This window comes from Paraburkholderia sp. GAS82 (assembly GCF_050436285.1).
In the GTDB taxonomy this organism is placed as follows: Bacteria; Pseudomonadota; Gammaproteobacteria; order Burkholderiales; family Burkholderiaceae; genus Paraburkholderia; species Paraburkholderia phenazinium_B.
On sequence record NZ_JBNDLX010000009.1, the window covers coordinates 189,690 to 213,636 of the forward strand.

General features: G+C 61.4%; 30 protein-coding genes. 6 read left to right on the forward strand and 24 right to left on the reverse strand.

Features of this window, described 5'->3' with window-relative positions:
* Positions 1-24 precede the first annotated feature (24 nt).
* The 3 genes from P3T17_RS26915 to P3T17_RS26925 are packed head-to-tail and all read right to left on the reverse strand — an operon-like array spanning position 25 to position 2,962.
* The gene (locus tag P3T17_RS26915) at positions 25-885 is read right to left on the reverse strand and encodes an ABC transporter permease (RefSeq protein WP_429409500.1); all 861 of its coding nucleotides are present in this window, start codon (positions 883-885) and stop codon (positions 25-27) included.
* Positions 882-1,871, reverse strand: coding sequence for an ABC transporter permease (locus tag P3T17_RS26920; protein WP_429409501.1), 990 nt, complete (start codon positions 1,869-1,871; stop codon positions 882-884). Before P3T17_RS26920 ends, P3T17_RS26915 begins: the two co-directional genes overlap by 4 nt.
* A complete protein-coding gene (locus tag P3T17_RS26925) occupies positions 1,868-2,962 on the reverse strand; it encodes an ABC transporter substrate-binding protein (RefSeq protein ID WP_429409502.1) in 1,095 nt (364 codons plus the stop codon). Before P3T17_RS26925 ends, P3T17_RS26920 begins: the two co-directional genes overlap by 4 nt.
* Before the next feature lie 321 nt (positions 2,963-3,283).
* Here P3T17_RS26925 and P3T17_RS26930 point away from each other — a divergent pair, with 321 nt between their 5' ends.
* A complete protein-coding gene (locus P3T17_RS26930; RefSeq protein ID WP_429409503.1) occupies positions 3,284-4,159 on the forward strand; it encodes a LysR substrate-binding domain-containing protein in 876 nt (291 codons plus the stop codon).
* Positions 4,160-4,205: 46 nt separating this feature from the next.
* Here the strand turns inward: P3T17_RS26930 and P3T17_RS26935 are convergent, their stop codons facing one another.
* The gene (locus P3T17_RS26935; RefSeq protein WP_074268359.1) at positions 4,206-5,288 is read right to left on the reverse strand and encodes a calcium:proton antiporter; all 1,083 of its coding nucleotides are present in this window, start codon (positions 5,286-5,288) and stop codon (positions 4,206-4,208) included.
* A gap of 152 nt (positions 5,289-5,440) precedes the next feature.
* On the opposite strand from P3T17_RS26935, the gene P3T17_RS26940 reads away from it, so the two are divergent.
* Positions 5,441-6,595 (forward strand): acyl-CoA dehydrogenase family protein, encoded by a 1,155-nt coding sequence (locus tag P3T17_RS26940; RefSeq protein ID WP_429288785.1) that lies wholly within the window; start codon positions 5,441-5,443, stop codon positions 6,593-6,595.
* A gap of 116 nt (positions 6,596-6,711) precedes the next feature.
* Here the strand turns inward: P3T17_RS26940 and P3T17_RS26945 are convergent, their stop codons facing one another.
* Positions 6,712-7,068 (reverse strand): BON domain-containing protein, encoded by a 357-nt coding sequence (locus P3T17_RS26945; RefSeq protein WP_074268360.1) that lies wholly within the window; start codon positions 7,066-7,068, stop codon positions 6,712-6,714.
* A 334-nt stretch (positions 7,069-7,402) separates the two neighbouring features.
* Here P3T17_RS26945 and P3T17_RS26950 point away from each other — a divergent pair, with 334 nt between their 5' ends.
* Positions 7,403-8,044: a DNA-3-methyladenine glycosylase gene (locus tag P3T17_RS26950; RefSeq protein WP_429409504.1), complete on the forward strand. Its 642-nt coding sequence runs from the start codon at positions 7,403-7,405 to the stop codon at positions 8,042-8,044.
* Positions 8,045-8,323: 279 nt separating this feature from the next.
* A complete protein-coding gene (locus P3T17_RS26955; protein WP_074268361.1) occupies positions 8,324-8,677 on the forward strand; it encodes a DUF4148 domain-containing protein in 354 nt (117 codons plus the stop codon).
* Positions 8,678-8,938: 261 nt separating this feature from the next.
* On the opposite strand, the gene P3T17_RS26960 is transcribed toward P3T17_RS26955, so the two are convergent.
* The gene (locus P3T17_RS26960; protein WP_074268362.1) at positions 8,939-9,379 is read right to left on the reverse strand and encodes a CBS domain-containing protein; all 441 of its coding nucleotides are present in this window, start codon (positions 9,377-9,379) and stop codon (positions 8,939-8,941) included.
* 281 nt (positions 9,380-9,660) lie between these two features.
* On the opposite strand from P3T17_RS26960, the gene ribA reads away from it, so the two are divergent.
* Positions 9,661-10,308, forward strand: coding sequence for a GTP cyclohydrolase II (gene ribA, locus P3T17_RS26965; protein ID WP_074268363.1), 648 nt, complete (start codon positions 9,661-9,663; stop codon positions 10,306-10,308).
* Positions 10,309-10,369: 61 nt separating this feature from the next.
* Here ribA and P3T17_RS26970 read toward each other — a convergent pair whose 3' ends face one another.
* Positions 10,370-11,269: an NAD(P)H-binding protein gene (locus tag P3T17_RS26970; RefSeq protein ID WP_429409505.1), complete on the reverse strand. Its 900-nt coding sequence runs from the start codon at positions 11,267-11,269 to the stop codon at positions 10,370-10,372.
* 231 nt (positions 11,270-11,500) lie between these two features.
* Here P3T17_RS26970 and P3T17_RS26975 point away from each other — a divergent pair, with 231 nt between their 5' ends.
* Positions 11,501-12,394, forward strand: a complete 894-nt coding sequence (locus P3T17_RS26975) for a helix-turn-helix transcriptional regulator (protein ID WP_429409506.1) — start codon at positions 11,501-11,503, stop codon at positions 12,392-12,394.
* Here P3T17_RS26975 and P3T17_RS26980 read toward each other — a convergent pair.
* From P3T17_RS26980 to P3T17_RS27060, 17 genes are all read right to left on the reverse strand, one after another.
* On the reverse strand, positions 12,381-12,755 hold the full coding sequence (locus P3T17_RS26980) for a hypothetical protein (protein WP_429409507.1): 375 nt from the start codon (positions 12,753-12,755) through the stop codon (positions 12,381-12,383). The genes P3T17_RS26975 and P3T17_RS26980 overlap by 14 nt on opposite strands.
* Positions 12,756-12,848: 93 nt before the next feature.
* Entirely contained in the window at positions 12,849-13,589 is a 741-nt protein-coding gene (locus tag P3T17_RS26985) for a sigma-70 family RNA polymerase sigma factor (RefSeq protein ID WP_429409508.1), read from the reverse strand.
* Positions 13,590-13,615: 26 nt separating this feature from the next.
* Positions 13,616-14,410: a flagellar type III secretion system pore protein FliP gene (gene fliP / locus P3T17_RS26990; protein WP_429409509.1), complete on the reverse strand. Its 795-nt coding sequence runs from the start codon at positions 14,408-14,410 to the stop codon at positions 13,616-13,618.
* Positions 14,407-14,790 (reverse strand): flagellar biosynthetic protein FliO, encoded by a 384-nt coding sequence (locus P3T17_RS26995; protein ID WP_429409510.1) that lies wholly within the window; start codon positions 14,788-14,790, stop codon positions 14,407-14,409. Before P3T17_RS26995 ends, fliP begins: the two co-directional genes overlap by 4 nt.
* Positions 14,787-15,116 (reverse strand): flagellar motor switch protein FliN, encoded by a 330-nt coding sequence (gene fliN, locus P3T17_RS27000; RefSeq protein ID WP_429409511.1) that lies wholly within the window; start codon positions 15,114-15,116, stop codon positions 14,787-14,789. The genes P3T17_RS26995 and fliN overlap by 4 nt, the downstream gene beginning before the upstream one ends.
* Positions 15,113-15,943 carry a FliM/FliN family flagellar motor C-terminal domain-containing protein gene (locus tag P3T17_RS27005; protein WP_429409512.1) on the reverse strand — a complete coding sequence of 277 codons (831 nt, stop codon included), beginning with the start codon at positions 15,941-15,943 and terminating at the stop codon, positions 15,113-15,115. The genes fliN and P3T17_RS27005 overlap by 4 nt, the downstream gene beginning before the upstream one ends.
* Positions 15,940-17,133, reverse strand: coding sequence for a flagellar hook protein FlgE (locus P3T17_RS27010; RefSeq protein WP_429409513.1), 1,194 nt, complete (start codon positions 17,131-17,133; stop codon positions 15,940-15,942). The genes P3T17_RS27005 and P3T17_RS27010 overlap by 4 nt, the downstream gene beginning before the upstream one ends.
* A 12-nt stretch (positions 17,134-17,145) precedes the next feature.
* The gene (locus P3T17_RS27015; protein ID WP_429409514.1) at positions 17,146-17,553 is read right to left on the reverse strand and encodes a flagellar hook assembly protein FlgD; all 408 of its coding nucleotides are present in this window, start codon (positions 17,551-17,553) and stop codon (positions 17,146-17,148) included.
* Positions 17,543-17,731 carry a hypothetical protein gene (locus P3T17_RS27020; protein ID WP_429409515.1) on the reverse strand — a complete coding sequence of 63 codons (189 nt, stop codon included), beginning with the start codon at positions 17,729-17,731 and terminating at the stop codon, positions 17,543-17,545. Before P3T17_RS27020 ends, P3T17_RS27015 begins: the two co-directional genes overlap by 11 nt.
* A gap of 545 nt (positions 17,732-18,276) precedes the next feature.
* On the reverse strand, positions 18,277-18,729 hold the full coding sequence (locus tag P3T17_RS27025) for a hypothetical protein (protein ID WP_429409516.1): 453 nt from the start codon (positions 18,727-18,729) through the stop codon (positions 18,277-18,279).
* Positions 18,726-20,045 (reverse strand): FliI/YscN family ATPase, encoded by a 1,320-nt coding sequence (locus P3T17_RS27030; RefSeq protein ID WP_429409518.1) that lies wholly within the window; start codon positions 20,043-20,045, stop codon positions 18,726-18,728. Before P3T17_RS27030 ends, P3T17_RS27025 begins: the two co-directional genes overlap by 4 nt.
* Before the next feature lies 1 nt (position 20,046).
* Entirely contained in the window at positions 20,047-20,766 is a 720-nt protein-coding gene (locus P3T17_RS27035) for a hypothetical protein (protein WP_429409519.1), read from the reverse strand.
* Positions 20,763-21,302, reverse strand: a complete 540-nt coding sequence (locus P3T17_RS27040; protein ID WP_429409521.1) for a hypothetical protein — start codon at positions 21,300-21,302, stop codon at positions 20,763-20,765. The genes P3T17_RS27035 and P3T17_RS27040 overlap by 4 nt, the downstream gene beginning before the upstream one ends.
* A complete protein-coding gene (fliF, locus tag P3T17_RS27045) occupies positions 21,299-22,795 on the reverse strand; it encodes a flagellar basal-body MS-ring/collar protein FliF (protein ID WP_429409522.1) in 1,497 nt (498 codons plus the stop codon). The genes P3T17_RS27040 and fliF overlap by 4 nt, the downstream gene beginning before the upstream one ends.
* Positions 22,796-22,808: 13 nt before the next feature.
* A complete protein-coding gene (gene fliE / locus P3T17_RS27050; protein WP_429409523.1) occupies positions 22,809-23,108 on the reverse strand; it encodes a flagellar hook-basal body complex protein FliE in 300 nt (99 codons plus the stop codon).
* Positions 23,105-23,569: a flagellar basal body rod protein FlgC gene (gene flgC / locus P3T17_RS27055; RefSeq protein ID WP_429409524.1), complete on the reverse strand. Its 465-nt coding sequence runs from the start codon at positions 23,567-23,569 to the stop codon at positions 23,105-23,107. Before flgC ends, fliE begins: the two co-directional genes overlap by 4 nt.
* A gap of 4 nt (positions 23,570-23,573) precedes the next feature.
* Positions 23,574-23,939 (reverse strand): flagellar basal body rod protein FlgB, encoded by a 366-nt coding sequence (locus P3T17_RS27060; protein WP_429409525.1) that lies wholly within the window; start codon positions 23,937-23,939, stop codon positions 23,574-23,576.
* Between the last annotated feature and the right edge of the window lie 8 nt (positions 23,940-23,947).

A 23,947-nucleotide genomic window follows, 5' to 3' on the forward strand; every position in this document is an offset into this window, starting at 1 on the left:
CACACGGGGCGTCGAAGCGCGGCATCAGAGCGCCACGCCTTCATCGCCAATCAGTGTCTCGAGCAGCCAGATCAGCGCGAAATCGATCGCGACGATGAAGACCGCGAACGAAAACACCGTCGGATCGAGCGACGACACAGTCCGGCTGTACAGCCACACCGGCAGCGTCATGGTGTCGATACCGTAGAGAAAAAACGTTACCGTGAATTCGTTAAACGAGATGATGAAGGCGAACAGCATGCCGGCGAGAATGCCGGGGCGCATCAGCGGCAAGACGACGTCGATGAGCGCGCGACCTGGGTTCGCACCCATCACGCAGGCGGCTTCCTCGAACTCCGGTCCGATCGCGGCGACCGACGCTGCGCAGTTCTTCACCGTGAACGGCAGCGCCAGAATCACATGAGCAATGATCAGACGGAACACGCCGAGTTCGACCGGCAGCGCATTGAAGACCAGCAGCAGCGAGAGCCCGAGCATCACGAGCGGATAGACCAGCGGCAATGCCACTAACTGCTCCACCGCCGGTTTGCCGCGAAACCGGTAGCGGCTCAGCGCATAGGCGGCCGGTACGGAGACCAGCGTGGCGATGATCATGGTAGACACCGCCACGATCAGGCTGGTGGTGAGCGCGCGGCCCATCGACAGCACGTCGCTGGCGTCGGGCGCGACAAAGCTGTGCCACGCCGCGCGATACCACTGCAGGCTGTAGCCGGACGGCGGGAATTCGAGCGTGTCCGAGGCACTGAACGACATGGTGATCATCGTCAGGATCGGCAGCGCGGCAAGAAACAGGACGATAGCGGCGAGCAGTGCCGCTGGTTTGCCGAGCCGGCCGGGCATGGCGGCCCACGGGCGCAGCCGGCTGTGAAGGGCAGGCGTGTTCATGCAGACGGCTCCTCGGGAGCGAGGCGTTGGGTGCGTCGTACGAGACTTTGCGAGATCGCCATCACGGTCAACGTGGCGACCATCAGCACCACACCGGAGGCCGACGCGGCCGGCCAGTTCAGCAGCGGTGCGACCTGGTCATGTACCAGCACGGCAAGCATCGGCACGCGGCGCCCGCCGAGCAGCAACGGCACGGCGAACGCGCTGGCGTTATAGGCGAACACCAGCAACGCACCGGAGACGAGACCGGGCATCGCCAGCGGCAGCATCACATGACGCAGAGTCTGCCAGCGGGTTGCACCCAGCGTGGCGGCCGCCTCTTCATAAGAGCGCGACACGGCGCGCATGGCGCTCGACAGCGGCAGCACGGCGAGCGGAAACGCCGTCTGGATCAGCCCGAGCAGCACGCCATGCTCGCGATACAACCATAACACCGGACGCTCGATCAACCCGCTTGCGAGCAGCGCGTGATTGAGCAATCCGGCCGGCCCAAGAATCACCAGCCAGCCATAGCCCTGCAACAACAGATTGACGAGCAGCGGCAGCAGCACACCCGCCAGCAGCAGTCGCCGCGCAAGCCGCGACCCGGTGCGCGCCATCGCGAGCGCAACCGGGATCGCCAGCAGCACCGCGCAGATCATGCTTTGAAACGCCAGCTTCAAGGTGATCCAGAGGGACCTCATGAAGTAGCTATCGGCCAGGTCCTCATAATTCTGTAGCGTGAAGCCACGCCACTCGCTGCCCTGGGTGCCAAAACTCATCCGCAGTACGACGAGCGCCGCCGCTGCCAGCACGGCAAGAAACAACAGGATCGGCGCCAGCAGCAGCCACGGCCGGGCCTTCGCCCATGTGGCGCCGGGCGCGGCGGCGCAAGCCGGCTCGTCCGGCGCGCCGTCGGCACCCGAGGTTCCCGGCGCGTCCGCTATGCCGGGTACCTCCGAGGTCCCGGAAGCGCGCTGCGAGGAGCGCGCGGGCATCGCCGTCATGCCGAGAAAATCTCGGTATAGCGTTTGATCCACGCCGCCTGCACCGAGGCTAGCGCCTTGTCGTCGTGGAGGATCGCTTTCTCGGCAATCTGCTTCGGACTGGGTACGAACGCGCGGCTCTCGGCCGGGATCACAGCCTTCGAATTGACGGGACCATTGAGGACGTCCGCAGCCATCCGGCCTTGCACGCCGGCATCGAGCGAGTGGTTGATGAAGGCATGAATCAGATCGCTGTCGCCGGGATGCGCCTTTGGAATCACAGTGAACATCAACTGCGTGGCGAAGCCTTCCTTCATACCGTAGGTCACGCCCATCTTGTACTCGGGCTTGCGAATCTGATCGGGGAAGAACGCCGGCGAATAGATGCCGCCGATATCGAGCGAACCGGTGCGGAACAGGTCGGCTACCTGGTTCGGGTTCTCGCCGAGCGTCATCACGCGCTCTTTCAGTTCCGCGAGCTTCTTGAAGCCTGGGTCGATATTCTGTTGCGAGCCGCCCGACATCCTGGCGGCAATGATCGCGAGATCGACCGCTTCGGCCCACTCCGGCGGCGGCAGGAACAGCCGGCCGGCGTACTTCGGATCCCATAGGGCCTCGTACGACGCTGGAGCTGTTTTGACGGTCGAGGTGTTGTAGATCAGGCCATCGGACCACAGCAGGTAGCCGATACCGAAGCCGTCCGCGCCGGTGCGGTATTGCGGCTCGACTTCCTTCAGGTTGGGCAGCTTGCCGAGGTCGGGTTTAATCAGCAGGCCCGCGTCGCCGAGGCCCGAGGCGCCCACGCCCGCGAGCGTGATGACGTCGTAGGTCGGCCGGTCACCCGCGGCCTTGACCTTGGCGACCATGCCCGAGGTGCCGTCGGCGCGGTCGGCGATCACCTTGGCGCCGGTCTTCGCAGTGAACGTAGCGGCGATATTGCGCAGTGCTGCGGCGCCCGTATCGTCAGACCAGGTCAGGAGCCGCAAGGTCTTGCCGGAGAAGTTCTGCTCCTGCGCCCTCAGATTCACGAACGGCATGGGTAGGGTCGAGACTGCCAGCGCAGCGCCGAGCGCCTTGATAGCGTGCCTTCTGCCGTATTTGATGTCCTGCATGAGCGTTTCTCCCGGGTTGAACAGGGCAACTTTCGCGCGAGTCGTGCCGCGCGAATGCGTTGCGGGTGGATGCACTCTAGGTTTGCCAAAATCACCCAACAAACGAAATCTCTGCATGGACGCCATGACGGAAGCTCATGCACCGGGCCGCGGGCATCGGCCGGGGACGGCGTCGTCCTGGCATGAGCGCTGCGCATGCGGCTCCAGGGTGGAATGAACCACGAAGTTTTTTGATCGCTTATGCTGAAGGCTCGCCGGGCGCGAGCAGCCCCCTCGCTGCGCATCCTGGCGATGCATTTTCCTGATACCCAGACTGGGCCCATGCGACGACTTCCCCCGCTGAACGCGCTGCAGATCTTCGAGACCGTGGCGCGGCACCGCAGCTTCACACGTGCGGCCGACCATCTCTGTCTGACGCAGGGTGCGGTCAGCCGGCAGATTCTCGCGCTTGAGGACTACTACAAGTTTCCGCTGTTCAAGCGTCAGGCGAAAGGCCTCACGCTCACGGCTGAGGGCGAGTTGCTGCTGCCCGCGGTGAAGGAGAGCTTCGCGCGTATCGAGGAAATCTCGCTGCGGCTCACGCGCCAGCGTACCGATCTGGCCTTGAAGGTGCCGACCTGCGTGATGCGCTGGATGCTGCCGAAAATCATGCAGTTTCAGGCCGAGTACCCGGATCTGCACGTGCAGATCACCACCACCTGGCAACATGACGTCGACTTTCAGGTCGAGCCGTTCGATGCGGCGATCATCTATGGCTCGTCGCCGGGTGCGGACGTGCAGGCCGTGCCGCTCTTCGAAGAACGCCTGACGCCGGTCTGCGCGCCCGAACTCCTCAACGACAAGCCGCTCGATAGCGTCGCCGATCTGGCGCGCCACACGCTGCTGCACCCAACCCGCGATCACCGTGACTGGAAGATGTGGCTCGATCATGTGGAGGCGCGCGATATCGACGCCGCCCACGGCCCAAGCTTCGACACGCTCGATCTGGCGACCAACGCGGCGTTACAAGGGTTTGGCGTCGCGATCAGCGACCTCGCGCTGATCGACGAGGACGTGGCGGCCAAGCGTCTGGTGAGACCGTTCGATACGGTGTTGACGACGGGATGGCGCTACTACTTCGTGTATCCGGACTGTGTCGCGCATCAGCAGAAGGTCAACCTGTTCCGTGAATGGATCACGGAACATTGGACCGAATGAAGGCGAGGGCAGACGCGACTTTAAGGCGCGAACATACCGCGCAATCTCACGGCGCAAACGACAGGAACAGATACGCCGCAAACAGCGACAGGTGCACGGCCCCTTGCAGGATCGTGGTGCGTCCCGTGCTCAGTGTCAGGGTGCCGACCAGCAGCGTCAGCGCCAGCATGATCATTTCCTTGCCGTTGATGCCGAGCACGAGCGGCTGACCGGTCCAGAGGAACACACCGGCCACAGCGGGAATCGTCAGCCCGATACTGGCGAGCGCGGAGCCGAGCGCCAGATTCAGGCTGTTCTGCAACCGGTCGGCCCGCGCCGCGCGCACCGCAGCGAGCCCCTCCGGCAACAACACCAGCGCCGCGATCACGATGCCCACCACTGCAGGCGGTGCGCCGATATTTTGCACGGCTGTTTCGACCGTCGGCGAGAGCAGCTTGGCGAGCAAGACCACGGCCACGAGGCACACCAGCAGCAACGCAGCGGCGATCCCAGCCTGAGTCACGCTGGGCGGTTCGGCGTGAACGCTTTCGTCGGGCGTGGCGGCAAGAAAATAGTCGCGATGCCGTACCGTTTGCACGAACACAAACACGCCGTACAACACTAGCGAGGAAATCCCCGCAAACGCCAGTTGCGACGACGACAGCAACGGCCCCTCGCGCGTGGTGGTGAAATTCGGCATCACCAGCGTCAGCACCGAGAGCGACGCGAGCACGGCGAGCGTGGCAGCGGCGCCGCGTGCCTGGAAGTCCTGTTCGCGATGGCGGATGCCGCCCACCAGCAGACAGATGCCGACGATCCCGTTGCACACGATCATCACTGCCGCAAACACGGTGTCGCGTGCGAGGCCGGCCTTCTCGGGACCGGACGTGAGCATCACCGAGACGATCAGCGCGACCTCGATCACCGTGACGGCTACCGCCAGCACCAGCGTGCCGAACGGTTCACCGACCCGGTGTGCAACCACCTCCGCGTGATGCACGGCGGCGAACACCGAAGCGGCCAGCGCGACACCGACCAGCGCCAGCATCACGCCGTATCCGGGCAGCGCGACTGCCGCGCCGAGTACGACCCAGGCGGCGATGGGCGCTCCAATGGTCCAGCGGGGCAGCACGGGCGATGTTGTCGACATCCGGTCGTTTCCTTTTTCTAATGTTTATGCAGTGAAGTGAGGTTTGCGCGCGCGTTGATGCAACTTGAAGCAATGAATCAGGAATATGCGCTAGTACATTAAACTATAACGAATATGTATCAATGGCGAATGCGAGTTTTGAAGGAGACATTGTGATTCGAAGCCAGGAAACGCTGAATCTGTTGCTCGACAGCATTATCCGTTTTGTCCGTGAACGTCTGGTGCCGAACGAGGAAATCGTCGCGGAAACCGATCAGATTCCCGCCGCGTTGCTGCAGGAAATGAAGGATCTTGGTCTGTTCGGATTATGTCTGCCCGAAGAGTATGGCGGCCTCGGCTTGACCATGGAAGAAGAAGTGCTCGCCGCTATCGAACTCGGCAAGACGTCACCGGCGTTTCGTTCGGCAATCGGCAGCAATAACGGCATCGGCTCGACGGGTATCGTGATCGACGGTACGCCTGCGCAGAAGGAGAAGTATCTGCCGCGACTTGCCTCGGGCGAGCTGATCGGCTCGTTTTGTCTGACCGAGCCGGAAGCGGGTTCGGACGCCGCCTCGCTCAGAACCACCGCTGTGCGCGACGGCGATCACTACGTGCTGAACGGCACCAAGCGCTTCATCACGAATGCGCCGGAGGCGGGGCTCTTCACCGTGATGGCGCGTACCGATCCCACCGCGAAAGGTGCTGGCGCCATCTCAGCGTTCGTTGTCGAGGCAGGTACGCCGGGACTGTCGCTCGGCAAGATCGATCGCAAGATGGGCCAGAAGGGCGCGCATACCTGCGACGTCATCTTCGATAACTGCCGCGTGCCCGTGGCGAACCTGATCGGCGAGAAAGAGGGCGTCGGTTTCAAGACCGCCATGAAGGTGCTCGACAAGGGCCGCCTGCATATCGCCGCCGTGGCAACGGGTGCGGCCGAACGCATGCTCGCGGATGCACTGCGCTACGCCATGGAGCGCAAGCAGTTCGGCAAGCCGATCGTCGAATTCGAATTGATTCAGGCCATGCTGGCCGATAGCCAGGCGGAGATCTACGCATCGCGCTGCATGATCGTGGATGCCGCGCGCCGTCGCGATGCGGGCGAGCGGGTCACGAGCGAAGCGTCGTGCGCCAAGATGTTTGCGACGGAAATGTGCGGACGCGTTGCCGATCGTGCCGTGCAGATCTTCGGCGGAGCGGGCTATATGAGCGAATATGGAATCGAGCGCTTTTACCGCGACGTGCGCCTGTTTCGCATTTACGAAGGCACCACGCAGATCCAGCAGATCGTGATTGCGCGTGAGTTGCAGCGCAGTTTCAATGGGTGAGGTGCACGCTGGCTATCCGGCGCGAACAGACTGGAACTGGAATTGAGGCTGATTGAGGCTGAAAACTAAACGGGCACAACCCCCGGTCCTACAGGGTTGTGCCCGGTTTGATGCGCTTACTGACCGATCGCGCGGATCGTCAGGTCGTTCTTTACCGACGTCACGCCTGCCACGCCTTGTGCTGCTTGCGTAGCGATGTCGCTTTGACCTTGTTCCGGCACGGAGCCTTCCAATGTCACTGCACCGTTGCGAGCACGAACCGTGATGTTGTTCACGCTGAGGCCCTTGGTTTTGGACAAGGCCTTACGCACGCTGCGTTGCAGAGCGCGGTTGGCAGCCTTGGTCGACTTGGCGCTCGGGGCAGCCATCGCGCCCGATGCGGCCATTGCATCGCTGCTTTGTGCGTAAGCGTTAAGGGACGCTACGACGATGAGCGCGCCGCCGATGACCTTCATTGCCTGGGATGCTTTCATTCAAGTTCTCCTGTTGTCATGATTCGTCACGGTTCCGGACGGAAACCGCAGGATTGCACCAACGGTACTTCGGGATCAAATCTGAGTAGAACGATGTTGCTAGTGATGCAAACCTGTCTGCTGATCAAGCGGGCCGAGGCACGCGCAAGCCGGCGAGGGCTGTGCTACTGGCCGGAATGTAACGATACCCTACTTGAAAGAATCCTGAACGTAAGCGTGTAGGGAAATGCTGCTTTTGCACAACGGACTGACCGACAATTGCAATAAACAGCAGATCATTGCGCCGCATTGCCCCCGCCTCTCGTTGCACGGGCAACTTATCCTCCACCTGACCATGACCGACAGACCTCTTCCGATCCTGCCGCTGCACCGCAACGACTTGCCGCTCGATACGGTCGAACTGGCCCGCTACATGGTCGGCAAGTATGTGGTTCACGACCTGCCCGAAGGACGCATCAGTGGGCGGATTGTCGAGACGGAAGCCTATCCGGTCGGCGATTCGACCTCGCATGCGTTTATCGGTCTGCGCGCCTATAACGCCTCGCTGTTTATGGCGCGCGGCCACGCCTATGTGCGGCTAACGTACGGGGTTTCGTACATGCTGAACATGTCCAGCGAGGCCGAAGGGACGGGCGCGGGTATCCTGATTCGGGCAATTGAACCGCTCGAGGGCCTTGCCCTGATGCAGGCGCGCCGTCCGGGCGTCAGTTTGCGCGATCTCGCCCGCGGACCCGGCCGGCTCACGATCGCGCTCGGCATCGGGCAAGCGTTTGACGGACGCGATCTGTGTACCGGCCAGGATCTCTGGATCGGGTGTATAGAGGCAGAGCAAACGGCGGTGGCCGCGACCACACGCATTGGACTGTCGCGGGAGATGCACCGCCCGTTGCGCTTTTATGAGCCGGGTAGCCCGTTCGTCAGCGGGCCGCGCAAGTTGCTGATGCCGCTCTCCCGCGCGCCCATTGGGTCGCTTTGAATGGCCTGACGGTCCTGTTTTCCGGAAGCTACGACCGGTTTAGAAAGCATTTGCTTAACAAATGGCTTGCAAAGCTTACGGAACAGGCAATTGCTACGCAATACTTGTCAGGTCTATGAGGTTTTGCTCGGGTTCCCCATTTAATCTTGCGAATCTCGCAATTATATATCTCGAAATTAAGGGTTTTCCCTTGGGATGGTGGTGGCTAGACTGGAACTACTCGCTTTTCACATGGTGTGTCAAGCGATGCAAAAAAACCAAGTCTGGAGGTAAGCCATCATGAAGTCACTTATTCAAGCTGTCGCTATTGCCGCAATCCTCGCTGCTCCGGCCGCTGCGTTCGCGCAGGCAGCAGATACCAGTCAGCAGCCGATGACGCGTGCTGAAGTCAAGAATCAGTTGATCCAGCTGGAGCAGGCCGGCTACAACCCGGCAGAGGCCAATGACCCGAACTATCCGGCCGACGTGCAGGCCGCGGAACAGCGCATCCAGGCTCAAAATCCGCCGGTAGCGCAGCAGGGTGTGGCGGATACGACCGGCTATGGTCCGTCGACAAGCGGTTCATCGGCTTCGGGCACCATGCAGCCGGCGACGCCGACCGTGCCGAGCCAACGGATTTATGAAGGCCACTAATCTGGTTGCAGCCAGGCTGGGCCGGTATGCAGGATGACCGGTTCGTTGTGTGATAAAGCGTCATAAGGCGTGCACATCAAACGGTGTGCATCGCCAGAGAACCAGGCGATATGCCGCTGCGACCGACGTGAATCGATGCGCACGGCATATTTGCCGATACGAAAACTCAGAAACCTCCGCTGCCGCAAGGTAGCTTTGCCCAACCCTCGATGGCTTGGGCTTTTTTTGCGGCGGCGGCCGTCGTCGCTGCGCGGCGAAGCGTCAGGGATGCTCGCCTGTGATGTAGAACTCGAGTTGCTGAATCGTGAACTGCTGCTCGGCGATGATGTTCTTCACCAGATCGCCGATCGACACCATTCCCACCAGTTTGTCCTGATCGATCACCGGCAGGTGGCGCATGCGCCGCTCGGTCATGAGTGCCATGCATTCGTCGGTGGTCTGGGTGAGATGGACGAAGCGTACCGCGCGGCTCATGATGTCGCGCACCGGCGTGGCTTTCGACGCGCGATCCATCAGCACAACCTTGCGCGCATAGTCCCGCTCCGTGACGATTCCGGCGATGCTCTCGCCTTCGGTCACGACCAGCGCACCGATCTGCTTGTCCGCCATGAGTTTGATCGCGTCATAGACGGAATCATCTGCTGCAACCGTGTAGACGTCCCGATTCGGTTTGGATTTGAGAAGTTGCGCAACGCTAGTCATAGAGCGGCTCCATATCGCAGTGCAGCACGTCGCGATGGACATGCGGTCGGAAAGGACAGGCGATTCCAGTATAGGCCGCGCAAGGTAATCAGGCACTCATGGGCAAATCCCTGGTGTGGTGCTTTTGTACGGACGGCTGACGACGGGAAGGGTGGTTTGCCAGAGCCTCTTTCACCGGCAGGCACGTGTGCAGGTGAACGGGGCCGATTAGCGGTAAACTCCAGTTCCGTACTTTATCCCCGGTTGTTCACGGGTTCATGTCAGTGCCTTTGCCTAACGCCATGCCCACGCCTCAAGATCCGTCGATTGCAGACGGCCAACATAACGGCGAATGCGTCATTCTCGACGCGGTCGCCACGCTTCCCACCCGCTACGGCACATTCACGTCTTACGTTTTTCGCGTTTGCGACAGCGGCACCGAACATCTCGCGCTTGTGATGGGCGACGTTGCCAATGACGAACCGGTGCTGACCCGCCTGCATTCAGAATGTCTGACGGGCGACGTACTGGGCTCATATCGCTGCGATTGCGGCGAGCAGCTCGATCTCGCGTTGCGCTATATCGCTGCCGAAGGTCGCGGCGTGCTGCTGTATCTGCGTGGACATGAGGGGAGGGGCATTGGCCTGTCCAACAAGATCCGCGCGTATGCATTGCAGGAGCAGGGCCGCGACACGGTGGAGGCCAATCTGGATCTCGGCTTGCCCGACGATTCGCGTGAGTACGATTCAGCCGCAGGGATTCTGCGCACGCTGAAGGTCACTTCGGTGCGGTTGATGAGCAACAATCCGAAGAAGTTCGATACCTTGTCGCAACACGGCATTCCTGTGTGCGAGCGGGTCGCGCTGGCGATTCCGATGCGCGAGGAGAACGAGCGGTATATCCGGACGAAGCAGGTCAAGTTTGGGCATTACTTTGATGAGAACGAGTGACTGACATTCGCGTCGGATGTCACGCAGTGGGTCGCTGAGGGACATCCGCGCAATCGTGTGCCTAGCTCTCGGTCACTCCGACCCTCGGCAACATCGCCGCCAGCACCTCCAGAAGCTCCGTGGTGCCGAAACGCCGTTCGCCAACACCTGCTTCAACATCGATGCGACCTGCGTTGTGCGTCTCGTAGAGATCCGTGACCAAGCGTGCGTGTTCGGCGTTGAGGCCGGCGCGCAGCAGCATGGGTGTCCATGCCTCGCGTGGCAATGCCTGCGCAACGACTTCACGTCCGCCTAGCTCGCCGAGTGTGCGCGCGACATCGAGCGCGCTGATGCGCTGTGGGCCTTCGATACTGACGATACGTGGCGTAATCTCCCCGGCCGGGTCGTGGTCCAGCAACAGATCCGCGGCGAGCCGCCCCACGTCTTGTGCCGAGACGGTCGGAAAGCGTTTGTCGAGCGGTTGATGCAAGCTCGGCAGCATGCCTGCCTTCAACGCGGCGGGCATCACACGTCCCCAGTTTTGCATATGCTCTGCTGCGCGCAGGAAGGTCAGGTGGCTCTCCACAGGCTTTAACTGCGCCTCCAGGTAGTGAAACAGCAGCGTGATACCGGTGCCGCGATCCAGTTCCGCTCCATAGTCGGACAACGCGAGGACCCGCGGCGGCGGGTTAGCTCGCAACGCGCTGGCTGCGACGTCGATCATGTGTCGCATCGAATCCGCGGGATGCGGATCGTCACGCGGCAGCGGGCAGAGAATCTGCACCGCGTCTGCACCCTCGATCGCCTTGGCGACCGAAGCGCGATCCGTGAGGTCAGCTAACGCGATCTCGCAGCCGAGCTTTGCCAGCACTTCGCCCTGGTGTTCATGGCGGACAACCGCCCGCACCGCACGGCCTGCATCACGCAGCCGTGCCGCTGTGATGCCTCCCGCATTGCCTGCTGCTCCAAATATCACATACACGTTGCGCTCCTTGTGGACAGATAGGGTGTGGCCATCATAGGAGCGGCTAGCAGGCAAAACGCACACAGATGGATTGAAGCGAGCAGATCTGGATGGTGGTTTTTGTGGCGCACGGTGACGTCGATTTGCCGCCGCCTCGCCTGGCGGCACCACGCGTCGCGCACGTCAAGCAGGCCGCAAGAAAACGCCGCACAATGCAGGCAACGTCTGTCGACATCCTGGAGGGCCGCAATGAACGCCGCGATTCCTGTCCCCGTACCGCACTCCGGCTCCCGCACCAGTCTGCGATCGAGCGCTGGACTTGGCTGGAACGGATTCGGCGCAGAACTGGTCAGCGTGGCTGCGGGCGTGCACCGGATTCCGGCTTTGCAACATCACCGTGTCGGCATACATGTCGGCACGCCGGTCAAGGCGCGCTGTCTGTGCAACGAACGACGTCATGTGCGTTTGCAATCGCCGGGCGACACGGACGTGATTCCGGCGGGACTCGACGGTCAATGGGCCGACGAATCCAGTTGCACGATCTTCAGCGTCTGGTTTGCCGACGCGTTCGCGCGGCGTACGTTGGAGCAAATGGAGCTACGTGGGAATCGGGCGGAGATTCGTCCGCAGTTCCAGATGCGCGATCCGCGTTTTCAGCATCTGGCCTGGGCCTTGCGCGCCGAGCTCGAGGCGGATGATGCTTCCGATCCGCTTTACGCAGAGAGCCTCGCTACGGCGATGATCGTGCGCCTGCTCGAGGAGGCGCCGCCGCTTGAGGGCAAGCGCAGTAAACGTCTCGCCGCGCGGACGGCGGCGCGGGTGGTGGAGTTTATCGAGGGCAATCTCGATCAGCGTCTCACACTCGCGGAACTGGCTGCGCTAGCCGACCTCAGTGTGCCGCATTTCAAGGTGCTGTTTCGCGAGACGCTTGGTATGCCCGTGCATCAGTATGTCGTGCAGCGGCGCGTCGAGCGGGCGCAGACGTTGTTGCTGCAGGGCAGGTTAAGTGCGAGCCAGGTGGCGCTTGAGACCGGGTTTGCGCACCAGAGTCATCTGGCGCACTGGATGAACCGGTTGCTGGGGGTGACGCCGCGGGAACTGGTAAAGGGTCGGGCGCAGGACAACGGGTTTACCCTTCGATAAGCTTTAGCAGCATCTTCCGCGTATGTGGCTCCTCCTCCAGGCACTTGCTTACCCAGTCGCCCATTTGATGGAACGTGGCATCGTTGCCGACTTCTGTGCCAAATTCACGTAGCAGCAGTCCTTCCACCGCCGAGCGAAATAGCTGTCTGTCGTCCGCAATCCCTGCTGCGCGCAGTGGATCAACCTGTGCGCGGATCGCATCTCGCCCGCTGTCGGTTTCTGTTCGCTGTGGCGCGCTCCGGGCCGCCGAGGATGGGCTTGTCTGCTGGCTCGATGACGCCGTCTGCGAGCGCCTGGATTTTTCGGCAAGCTGCTGACGCAGAAGCAGCATGACCTGATTGAGCGTGGAGATGGGGTCCATGGCGGGGCGTATCAGCAGCGTGGGATAGACGTGATGGACATAATGGCGGCATCGCGGCTTTGGCCGGGAGAGTCGTATTTGACGGTCATGATCCTAACTCACGGTAAAGAGATGTTGGGTGTCCCCGATCCGGGTCCGGAGTTCGAGCAGTGCCGCGCGATGTAATTGCGAAACTCGCCCTTTGGTTATTCCAAGGATATTGCCGATCTGCTCGAATCCCAGCCCATGGAAGTAGTGGTAGCGAATGATCCTCTGGTTCCGCTCAGGAAGCTGCTCGACCGCCCCATGGAGCCGTTCCTTGGTCTGTCGCAATGCAATCGTCTGATAGGCGTTGCCATATGGAGTCGGCTTTGCGGTAGTTTCCTCGAACAGCCCGGTGTCATCGAGAAGAAAGCCGATTGCCAGCCCGACCGCGATCGTCGCAAGGGTTTGAAACGTATCACATGACTGATCGTCGTCAAGCGAGGTAAGCCGCTCACGACGCACGCGTCGTTGCAACGACACCTGCTCCTGACCATCGGTCAATCTGGTAATTCCGCTCAGCACAGCGCCTTTGAGCCGCGGCGTGCAGAACGTCTGAAACGGGATACCGCGTTCGGGTTCAAACCGGTCAATCGACTCCAGCAAGCCAATGCAGGCCAACTGCAGGAAGTCCTTGAATTCGACGTCGTCACGGTGCCGGCCGGCGTAGAGCTGGGCGGCGATCGCCCGGCCGTAAGGCAGGTAGTGCACAAACACGGCCTCGCGCGCCGACGCCGTGGACTCGACTCCGAACCGGGTCCACAAGACATGTTCAACTGCCTGTAGGCCGGTTCGATTGCTATCTTCGCTCATGGGTGCACCGGTATGCGCCGGCACGCTCATTTGAAGCTTCCCAGTACGCCTCGCAACACCAGCCCCCAACCATCCACCAGAACAAACATCAGCACTTTTAACGGAAGCGAGATCGTTGCCGGCGGAACCATCAGCATGCCAAGCGAAAGCAATACGCTGGAAACGACCAGATCGATGAGCAGAAATGGCAACAGCACGACGAACCCAATCTGGAATGCAACGCGCAACTCGTTCAGAATGAACGCCGGCGTGAGTTGAAGCAAACTCACTTCGGCAGGCGTTTGCGGCAACGGCTGGCGCGAGAGCTCATACATCAGCTTCAATTCGTCCTCGCGTACCTGGCGCAGCATGAAGTCGCGGATCGGCGCCGTGCAGCGCTCGAGTGCCGGCGCGAGTTCAATCTGACCGTGCATGAAAGGCTGAAGTGCGTCCTGATTGATTGTCTGCAATGTCGGCAGCATAGCGAACACGGTGAGAAATAGCGCGAGGCTAATGAGCACAGGGGTGGGAGGCGTCTCCGGCATGCCGAAGGCGTGCCGGATGATGGAGAGAACGATTGCGATTCTGATGAACGCCGTCATCGAGACGATCAACGCGGGAGCCACGCTCAATACGGTCAGAAGCGTCGCGATCCGGACGGTTTCGGATACGCCTTTGCTATCCTTCGCCAGATCGTGCGCGGGTGACGCCAATGACAGCGTCACGGCATCGTTACCCGAGAATGTGCCCGCCGTTGCGGGTACGACGTGAAACGTAACCCAACCCAGTGCCCATGCGACGATAAAGGCGCGCAGAAACGCGGTCACTTTGCCAGCGGTCATGCGCGTGGCTCCGGGACGGCATTCTCATGTGAGTCAAGCAGCTTAATGTCGTTTGCGTCCACGGCGAGAAGCACAGTGCGGTTTCCATACTCGACCAGATGGAGTGTGACGCGTGGATTCAGACGCGCGGAATCGACGACATGTATGCAGCGGGCACCTGCCCCAGGCAGCGGTTTCCGCGCGGCGCCTTGACCGCGTCGAATCAGGAGAATCGCGCCGACACCTAACGTGAGACACAGAGCCAGAGCGAAAACGGTGCGAACGAGGTCGATACCGGCCCATGCGGAACCTGAGCCCAACGATGCCGTCAGTCCGCTGGACGCTGCGCTTGCGCCCAAAGAGGCGTCCTGAAGCCAGGAAGCGTGGACAGGTGTGCTCATTGCTTGCCGGGGATATTTGTGATGCGAATGCCGAATTGCTCGCCGACGGCGACGATTTCGGCCTGAGCGATCATGCGTGCGTTGAGCAGGACATCGATCGTATCGCCCAGATGTCGATCGAGCTCGATCACCGAGCCTACACGCAGTCCCATCAAGTCCTTGACGGTCAGCTCAGCGCATCCGAGATGGATGTCGACTTTTACCTTGACGTCGTCAAGCAGCTCAAGCATCGGGCGCGCGGCGTCCTTGTCCTCGTGGGCTGGTCGTTGTTCTGGCAGGTCGACCCGCATTACTAGCGGTTTAATGGGTGAAGCATTTGATTTCATAAATTGTCGGCCTCCGGGATCGAGGTAAGTTGAATCGAAAATTTGCCGGCGCGTTGCCCCGGCTTGCCCATCGCAATCAAAGTCGATCGTGTGCAATCGCGGCTGGTGAGGATGAGAGGCACAGCGTCGCCAATCGGGTGATCCAGAGCGATCACGTCGCCGACAGCAAGCGTGGCGAGCTGCGCGGCGGTCAGCTCGCACTGTCCGAGCGTGGCAGCGATGCGAAGCCGGCTGCTTTCTATCGCTACGGCGCGACTCTCCAATTGTTGCGGCGTCGCCGGCCTGGCATTGACCGCGACCGGCAGCCAGCGCCACAGGGTTTCAGCGCCACAAATGATCGACAGCAGGTCTTCACCGTCATTCGTCACGACGCGAAAGTGCGCGGCACCGCGGGGAACGCAAAGCGGTATGACCGCGTCCCGCACAGAAACGGGCGCGAAATCCTCCGTCACAGGAAGCATTAGTGCGTCGCGAATGACTGCGAACAGCGAATCGATGAGCTTCGCCTGGAAATCGGCCAACACGCCAATTGCGGGCTCTCCCACGGGGGTAAACGACTTCGGCAGATCAAGCGCGCCGTTGACGATGTCTGAGGCTGAACGGGCGGACGCGCACAACCACACGTCGGTGCCACATTTCCAGGTCGATGCTGTGGCAGGCACAACAAATCCGTCCGCCGGCTTGATCAGCGAGACAGATTCGACGCGCACGAACGGATGTGCAAACCATTGTTCCTGCCATGGCCCAATTGCCTCCATGAGGCGGGCTCGGCCCGCGTCGAGATCGCGCGGGCCGAGCGGACGCCAGCGAATCGGTACCACGCTCACCCTTGGCCTCGCATCTGGAATAGCTGCATGATCATTTCGTTGGCGGCGGTGACCACTTGCGACGATGCCTGAAATCCACGCTGTATCAGGATGAGTTGACCAAACTCGCTCGACAGATCGACGTTGGAGGCTTCAGTCGCGCCTGCCATCAATTGTCCGATTGCTCCACTGCTGCTCGCGCCGTAGTCCGGCGGCGCGGTGTGCGATGCGTCAAAAAAGCCGTTGCCTATCTGGACGAGTTGTTGAGGATTCTTGAAACTTGCGAGCGCAACTGTGCCGACGGTGTCACTCTGACCGTTCGAATACGCCAGGACGAGTTGACCGTCTGCATCGATGTTCATCGACGAGAGGGTACCGGTCGCGTAGCCATCGCTCTTCGAGACACGCATCGTTGACGAACTGCCCGCCGAAAAAGCTGTCACACCCGAAGAAAAATCGAGCGTGAAAGTTAGCGCTGGGGCATCGACTGGCTTCAGCGTGACATCGATCTTGTCCCGTCCAGGTTCTGGAATTCCGCCGTTGAACTGCAGCGTGCTTTCCTGAACCGGCAAATTGTTTTCGTCGGTGACCGTGACCTTCCAGCGGCCGGGCATGATGTCCGAATCCGGTGTGAACGCGACTGTCAGCGTGTGTTTGCCGCCGTTTGCGTCATAGACGTTCACGTTCGGTATAGAGAAATTCGTAGAAGCAGGCGAGAGGTTGTCGCTGAACTCAACGGTCTGGGTCGCCTGCGGGGGGCTGATCTGCTTGCCCGTCATCGAAATGGGGCCGAGGCTGCCCGAGGAGGTCAAGGCCGCCAGTTTGAGTCCGGTCGATTTGTCTTCGATAAAGCCATCGTTGCCGATCGCGAACTGTCCGGTGCGGGCATATCGGGTCGTTGATCCATCCAGCAACGATAGAAAGCCGTTGCCTTGAATGGCAAGGTCAAGTTGACCGTTGCTCGCGCGCAGATCGCCTTGCGCAAAGTTCAGAGACGAATAGGCGTACTCGACGCCGCTGCCGAACTGGCCCGCGTTGCCGGATCCGGATGCTCCTTGCTGGAACTGCTGTCCGTAGTACAGGTCGGCGAAACGCGGCGTCGAGGTCTTGAACCCCGCCGTGTTCAGGTTGGCGACGTTGTTGCTGATGGTTTGCAGCCCTTTCGAGTAGGCGGTCAACCCACTCATGCCGATATAAATGCTTTCCAGCATATGCACTCTCCTTCAGCGGACCGAAACGATCTGCGAAATGGTTGCGTTTGTGAGGAACTGACCGCTGTCGGTCTCGACGGTCAGTTGCGGTTGCAAATCCTTGAACGACACGCTTTTGACGACTCCGCTCAGCAGCGCGGTGTCGGTCTGCACGTCGACATTGCGGCCGAGCAGCCCCAAAGTTTGGGTTGCCGACTGGACCGATAGCAGATTGTCGATCTTGTCGGTCATCTGACGCGTTTGCTCGAGCGAGGTGAACTGGGCGAGTTGCGAGACGAATTCGAAGTTGTCAACCGGCTTTAGCGGATCCTGATAGGTAAGCTGGGTCAGAATGATCTGCAACAGCGACTGCATATCGAGACCCATCGAGTCGATGCGGTTGTTGACATCGCTGGTCGAACTGACTGGGCTAATGGCCATAGGGCGTTCCTGGGAAATAAATCGGGGTTTGTTCGATGCCATTGATCACAAGCCGAACCTCGCGTGCGCCGTGCCGACGTGCTTCCGCGAAGGCCTTTTGCTTCAGGGTATCGACATCAACGGCGCTCGCATGATCGATGCGAGCGGCAATCGCAATGCAGCCCGCTTCGACGCTCACGTTTAGCCGGTAGGGGGCCGCGCTATCGGTAACAGAGGTGGGTGGCGAAGGGCCGATACGAGTGCACTCCGGCGCGGGAGCAGCGTCTACTGTCTTGGTCTGACGCGTCACGTCGGATGGGGTTGCCTGTGCGCATGCAACTCGCGCGTACAGTGCGAGCCATTCAGATCCCGCCGGGGCCGGCTCTTGCTGCGCCGGTCTGCCTGCGAGGTCCGACCGTTCGGAAACCTTGGATACCTTATCAAGGAAAGGTTGACGCTCGTGAACAGCGAGCGTCGTGCATGGGGGCGTCGTGTCGCCACATGCAGGCGCGCTGTCCGCGGACGAGGTCGGGGTGTGTGCGTGACCTCCGACAAGGTTACGAAGAGGTGACGCGGCGCGCAGCGACGTGTGTCCCGTGCTACTTCCCGCTTCCGCACCGGTCCACATGGTCTTCTCCATCACGCGTAGCACCTGCTGGAACGGGTTGCAGTCGTGGTTCTTCGCCGGGGACGACGAGTTTGCTTTTGCAGGCGTTTCCACGCATGTGCGAGAGGTGCTGATATTCACGAGCGATCTCCATCCGACAGATATCTATCTTCGATGCTGCTAGCTTGGCGCTCCTCAAGGTCACGCGCGAAGCGGCGCCGCGCCTGCTTGAGGCGATCTTTTGCCTCGCCAGCCCGGCGCTCGCAACTCAGCATCGCGGTGCGCTTCTCAAAGATGTGCGCCGTTGCATCCTCGGTGTCCTGCTGCGTCCGCAGATGCACGGTACGTGCCGACGCGACGGCGCCCGCCCCGTTCCACGCCAGCACTGGCGAAAGGCCGTCTGCGGTACACAGGGTCTCGCGCCATCCGTCTAGCGCGGCATTGAGATGGGTGAATGCTTGCTGCTCGCGGGCCTGCGCGTGCTCAAGCACCTGCGTGCGGCGTTGAACTTCCGCGCGCGCCTGTTCGAGCTGGAGACGGCGAACTTCGACGACTATCTTTGCTGTATTGAGCTGCCTCCGCTTGCTCATCGCGTTTCCTTGAGCAATCTGGCCAGTTTCTCGAGAGCCGGCTTACGCGCGAACGCTTCTTTCGTGTCCTGGCGCAGAAAGTCGATCAATGTGGGGCGCAGTCGCAACGCGCGGTCGAGCGCGGGGTTGCTGCCGGCGATATAAAGGCCGGTTTCGATCAGCGTGCGCGAGCTATCGTAGAGCGCCAGTTGCGCAACTACGTCCGCGGCAAGCCGCCGCTCTTCGGGCAGCGTGACGTCCCGCAGCACCCGACTGACGCTACGCTGTACCTGAACGGCGGGAAAATGACCTTGTTCGGCCAGCTCGCGGCTAAGTACGATGTGTCCATCGAGCAGCGCGCGCATCGTTTCCGCCATGGGATCGTCAACCTCATCCGTCTCGGTGAGCACCGTCATCAACGCGGTAATAGCACCGCCGCCTTTAAGCGCACCGCATCGTTCAACGATTTTGGGTAGCGCGGCGAACACGCTGGGCGTGTAGGCGCGTACAGTCGGCGGCTCGCCCGCCGCGAGTCCTATTTCACGCAGAGCGAGCGCGTAGCGGGTCACCGAGTCGATGAGGAGAAGCACATGCGAGCCGCGGGAGCGGAAATACTCTGCAAGCGACAGCGCGACCAGTACGCTGCGGGCGCGCATCACGGCGGGCTGGTCGGACGTGGCCACGACCATGATCGAGCGGGCGCGCGCATCTGCAGACAGCGAGCGATGCCAGAAGTCCTCGGCTTCGCGACCGCGTTCGCCGACCAGACACAGGACGCAGACATCCGTTTCGACATGGCTTGCGAGGCTGCTGAGCAGCGTCGTCTTGCCGACTCCACTGCCAGCAAAAATGCCAACACGCTGACCGACACCCAACGTGAGCAGGCTGTCGATGACCCGAATCCCCGTGTTGAGTGGGACTGAAGGTGAAAGACGGCCAAGGGGCGGTGTGCTGACCCCCGCGAGTGGCCAGGATGCTTCATGGGCAAGAATCGGCGGCGCTTCATCGAGCGGCCGCCCGAGCGAATCGATGACGCGTCCAAGATAGGCTGGTCCGATTGGCATCGTGGCGCCGACCTGCGTCGCGGTCACTGTGTCGCCAACGCAAAGAGACGATACTGGCGTATACGGCACTAGCGTTACGCGCCCCCGTTCGACCTTGACGACCTCGGCGAATCCCTGCTGAGAACCTGGAATACCGAGGGTGCATAGCGAGCCGAGCGGGATGCCGGGACCATCCGCTTCAACGAACGTCGGCATCACGCGTGTGACGGTTCCGAGCCTCAGGGTGGGATCGACGCCGCGCATGGTTGTAACGTAGGGATGATCCTGTCGCATGTCAGCTGTCCGCTCGCAGTTTCTCTAATGCATCGACCACCTTTGCTTTCTGTTGCGGCAAGCTGACGTCCAGTCGCCCCAGTGTCAGGTCGATCAGGCATGTGCCCGAGGACAGGTGAGGATCGGCGCGAACCGAAAGCGCAGGATGCTGCGCCTCTGGGACGAGGCCGAAAGTCACCTGCAAGCGTTCGGCGTCGGCAAAATCGGCCGCGGATACCCGCACGCCAATCGCAGAGTTGCCCGATAGCTGTCCGAGGTGATGTCGTGCTGTCTGAATGACGAGTTCAGCGTGCATGCTCGTATTACCGAAAATCTTTTCAAGTGCGACGTGAGTCAGATCGAGCGCCAGTGTTTCGACGGCAGTCAATCGCTGACGGAACACGTCCAATGCTTCCGTGACGCCGGCGCGCAGCACATTGAGCTGCTCATCATGGTCACGTTTGACGTTGGCCGCTCCGCACCTGATACCGTCGTCCATGCCACGTTGATAGGCGGCCTGCTCCAGAGCTTCGAACTCGCGCATCTGTTCGATTGCGGCTTGTTCGAGTTCGGCAACCCGGCGTTCGAGGCCTTCTCGTTCCGAGCCGCTGGCAGACGTTTCGCGATGACCGCCGAGGTGCGAGTCCATACAGTCGGGGTCGACTTCGGCCGGGGTTCGTTCTTCGAGGGCCTTGCGGACGACGCTGACAGTGATGTCGCCAGCTCTCAATAGTCGGCTCATGCCTGCCGCCCCAACCAACGCCGGATCTTGTGGCCAAACGGCGCGGACATCGGGGCAGCCAGCGGTTCGGACGGCTCCGTTTGCTCGATCGCTGTAAATGCGGATTTCCGCAACGCGGCTCGCGCGCCTTCGGTCATACCATAGGCGCGCGTCGCAGCAGATGTGAGAAACGCCTGCCGGTCGGCGGGCATTGCCTTGACTACCGCTTCGCGGGTTTGGGCGTCGAAGCAGCACAGAAGCCGGCTCATGAGTTCGTTCGGCAGAGCAGCGCCCACGCGTGCCAACCCCGCTGCCACCTCTGACACCGCGTAATCGCTTGCGACGGCCTCGTTGCTGACTTTGCCAGCGACCTGGAGCGAATCCAGACGGGTTTCGCTCAGATACGGTGTTTTGGCGAGCAGCGGTCGCAGTTTCTCACGCTCGCTGGCAGAAAGAGCGGCCCAGATCGCCTCGATGTCCTCGATCGAGCAACGGCTCAGGTCGGCGACCGCGCGGCGTAGGTGCCATACGTTGGCTTGTTGCCCGACGGCGCTCATTGTTCACCTCCTTGCTGCGCAAGCAACTGGCGCAAACGCACGACATACTCCTCGCGCTGTTGCTGGCTCAACGCGCCCACGCGAGCAGCGGACTTTCGACGCGAAAGCCGGAAAAGCAAAGCAGCCACGAAGCCGACCAGCAAAATGGCGAATACCATCGTGGCGGGTTGGCCTGGCGGCCACATCCCAATGTTCGCTTTGGCGCGTGCGCCCGCCAGCGCATCGGGAGTCAGCGCGTCCAGATGGCGGCCGCCGGCTGCACCTGGCTCGCCCGCTTGCGATGACGTAACGGCTTCTGCGCTGCTTGCGCCGCCGGCTTGTGGGGTTTCTCCAAGGGATGCTTCCGCGACACCTTGCGCTGCAACTGGACTTCCCACAAAAATCGACAGCACATCGCCTCGCGTTAGATCGAGGCCGATCGAGGCGGCGACTACCGCGTGGACGCGCGTCAGGTCTTCCCGCGGCAAGGGGTGGTCGAGCACAATACCCACCGACAGCCGCCGGAGCGAGCCTGGCTCCGAGACGGTCTGTTCGAGTTTGCGATCGGTTCGGGTTCCGTCCGCAGCGGTTGGCGACGGCAACGGCGGCAACCCGGCAGGGATCGCCTGCCGGCCAGAGGAGCCTGGCAGCGAAGCCGCCACAGCGGGCAGCCGGTTTTCGGGGTCCGGGACGGGTTGGGTGAGGTCCGACTCCCTTGTGGTTCGTGCCTGATCGAAGTTGAGTGTTGCGTCGACGCTGACCGACGCGTGGCTGGAGCCGATGAGCGGGGCGAGCTGGGCCAGGATCTTCTGTTCGTAATGGCGTTCGAGCGCCGCTTTCAAGGTGAATTTGGGATCGTCGAGATCGTTGCCTCTGGCATTCGCGAGGTCGCCTTTCTGGTCGACCACGATGACGTCGGTCGGCGATAACTCAGGCACGGTGGCCGCCACGAGTCGTTGAATCCCGCGCACGGTATCGGGCGCAGGCACGTGACCCTCGCGCATGAAGAGCGCGACCGATGCCTTGGGGCGGGCCGCATCGCGATGGAAGATCGACGATTCGGGTAAGGTCAAATGGACGCGCGCGAGATCGATGTCGTCGAGTGTCATGATCGTGCGCGCCAACTCGCCCTGTAACGCGCGCTGATAGTTCACTTTCTGGGCGAAGTCGGTCAGGCCCAGATCCGAGTTGTTGAACAGTTCGAACCCGACTGCACCTTGCAACCGTAGGTCACCGCTCATGAGTTTGAGGCGCATTGCACGTGTGTCGCCTTCAGGAACCAGAATCGCGGACGACTTCTCGTCGATCCGGTAGGGGACCTTCTGCTTTTCAAGCGCCGCGATGAGGGTCGACGCATCCTGCGGCCGGAGGTCACTGAACAGTACCTGATAGTGCGGCCGCAGTACGAGGTACGCGGCCAGCAAAATGGCGACCAGCAGCAGCGCCAGCACCCCGGCGAGCGTGAACTGCCGGCGACGGGGGCCTTCAGTGAAGTACGAAGTCAAGCTCGACATTCCGGATTCCATTCTAGAGTTGCATCCGCATGAGTTCCTGATAGCCCTCTACCAGCCGTGAGCGAACCTGTAATGCAAACTGCAGCGACATTCGAGCTTCCTCCAATGCCATCATGACCTGATGCGGCGGCATATCCTTGCCGAGCGAAAAGTCCACGACAGCGTTATCGGCCGCAGTAACCGAGCGGTCAACCTGCTGCGCGCCGGATATGAGCATGTCGCCGAAGCTTTCATGCGATTGCTGGGCAACGCTTGATTGCCAGGTCGGCGCAAGGAACGCCGATTGCGTCGCGGTGATTTCGGCAACGGTCATGAGTGGCTTCCCAGGTCGAGCGCCCGCATGTACATCGAGCGGGCTGAATTGAACATCACTACGTCGGACTCGTAGACCCTCAGCGTCTGGACCATCAAGGCCATTTCTCCCGCGTGATCGACGCCCGGATAGGCAACGAAGCCTTTGGTGTCGGCATGGGGATGAGCGGGGTCGTACACCAGGCGCGCAGGTGAATCGACTTGTTCGATACCGTAGGCCTGAACTCCGTTTAGCGCGAATGGAGCGGTCGAGGCGGCGCTACCGGGGTGGTCCGTCGCTTGCAGCTGCGCGGCGAAAGTCGGCGCCATTTGCGGGCCGGAAATAAGTCGCACAGGTTGGTAGGGCGTTCCGGATGCGGTACGCGTGGTACTGGCATTGGCGAGATTCTGCGCGATCACTTCCATGCGTTGGCGCTCGACATCGAGACCTGAACGGGCGATGGCGAAGATGCTGCTGCTCATGCGTTTAGCCTCCCTTGACTGCGAGTTGCTCGAACTGCAGCGAGCGGTCGAGCATGCCGATGAGCATGGCATAGCGTGCCGAGGTTTCGGAGGCGGTTGCAATCTCCTGATCCAGCTTGACCGTATTGGAACCGATGGGCAGTGGTGCATCGACACCCGGCCGGACATCGGCCACGCGAGCCAGCACCGCGTCTGGCGTGTCGCCGCTCCGTTGTGCTGCGGCTTCTCTCAGCGCATCTTCAAACGACACCCGAAGCGGCGTGAAATTCTCCGAAGCGGCGTTGGCTACATTGTTGGCGGTAACGGCTTGACGAACGAACAGCCCGTCGAGTGCCTTGCCGGCGATGGCAGCCACAAGGTTTGCGGTCATGAGCTTGT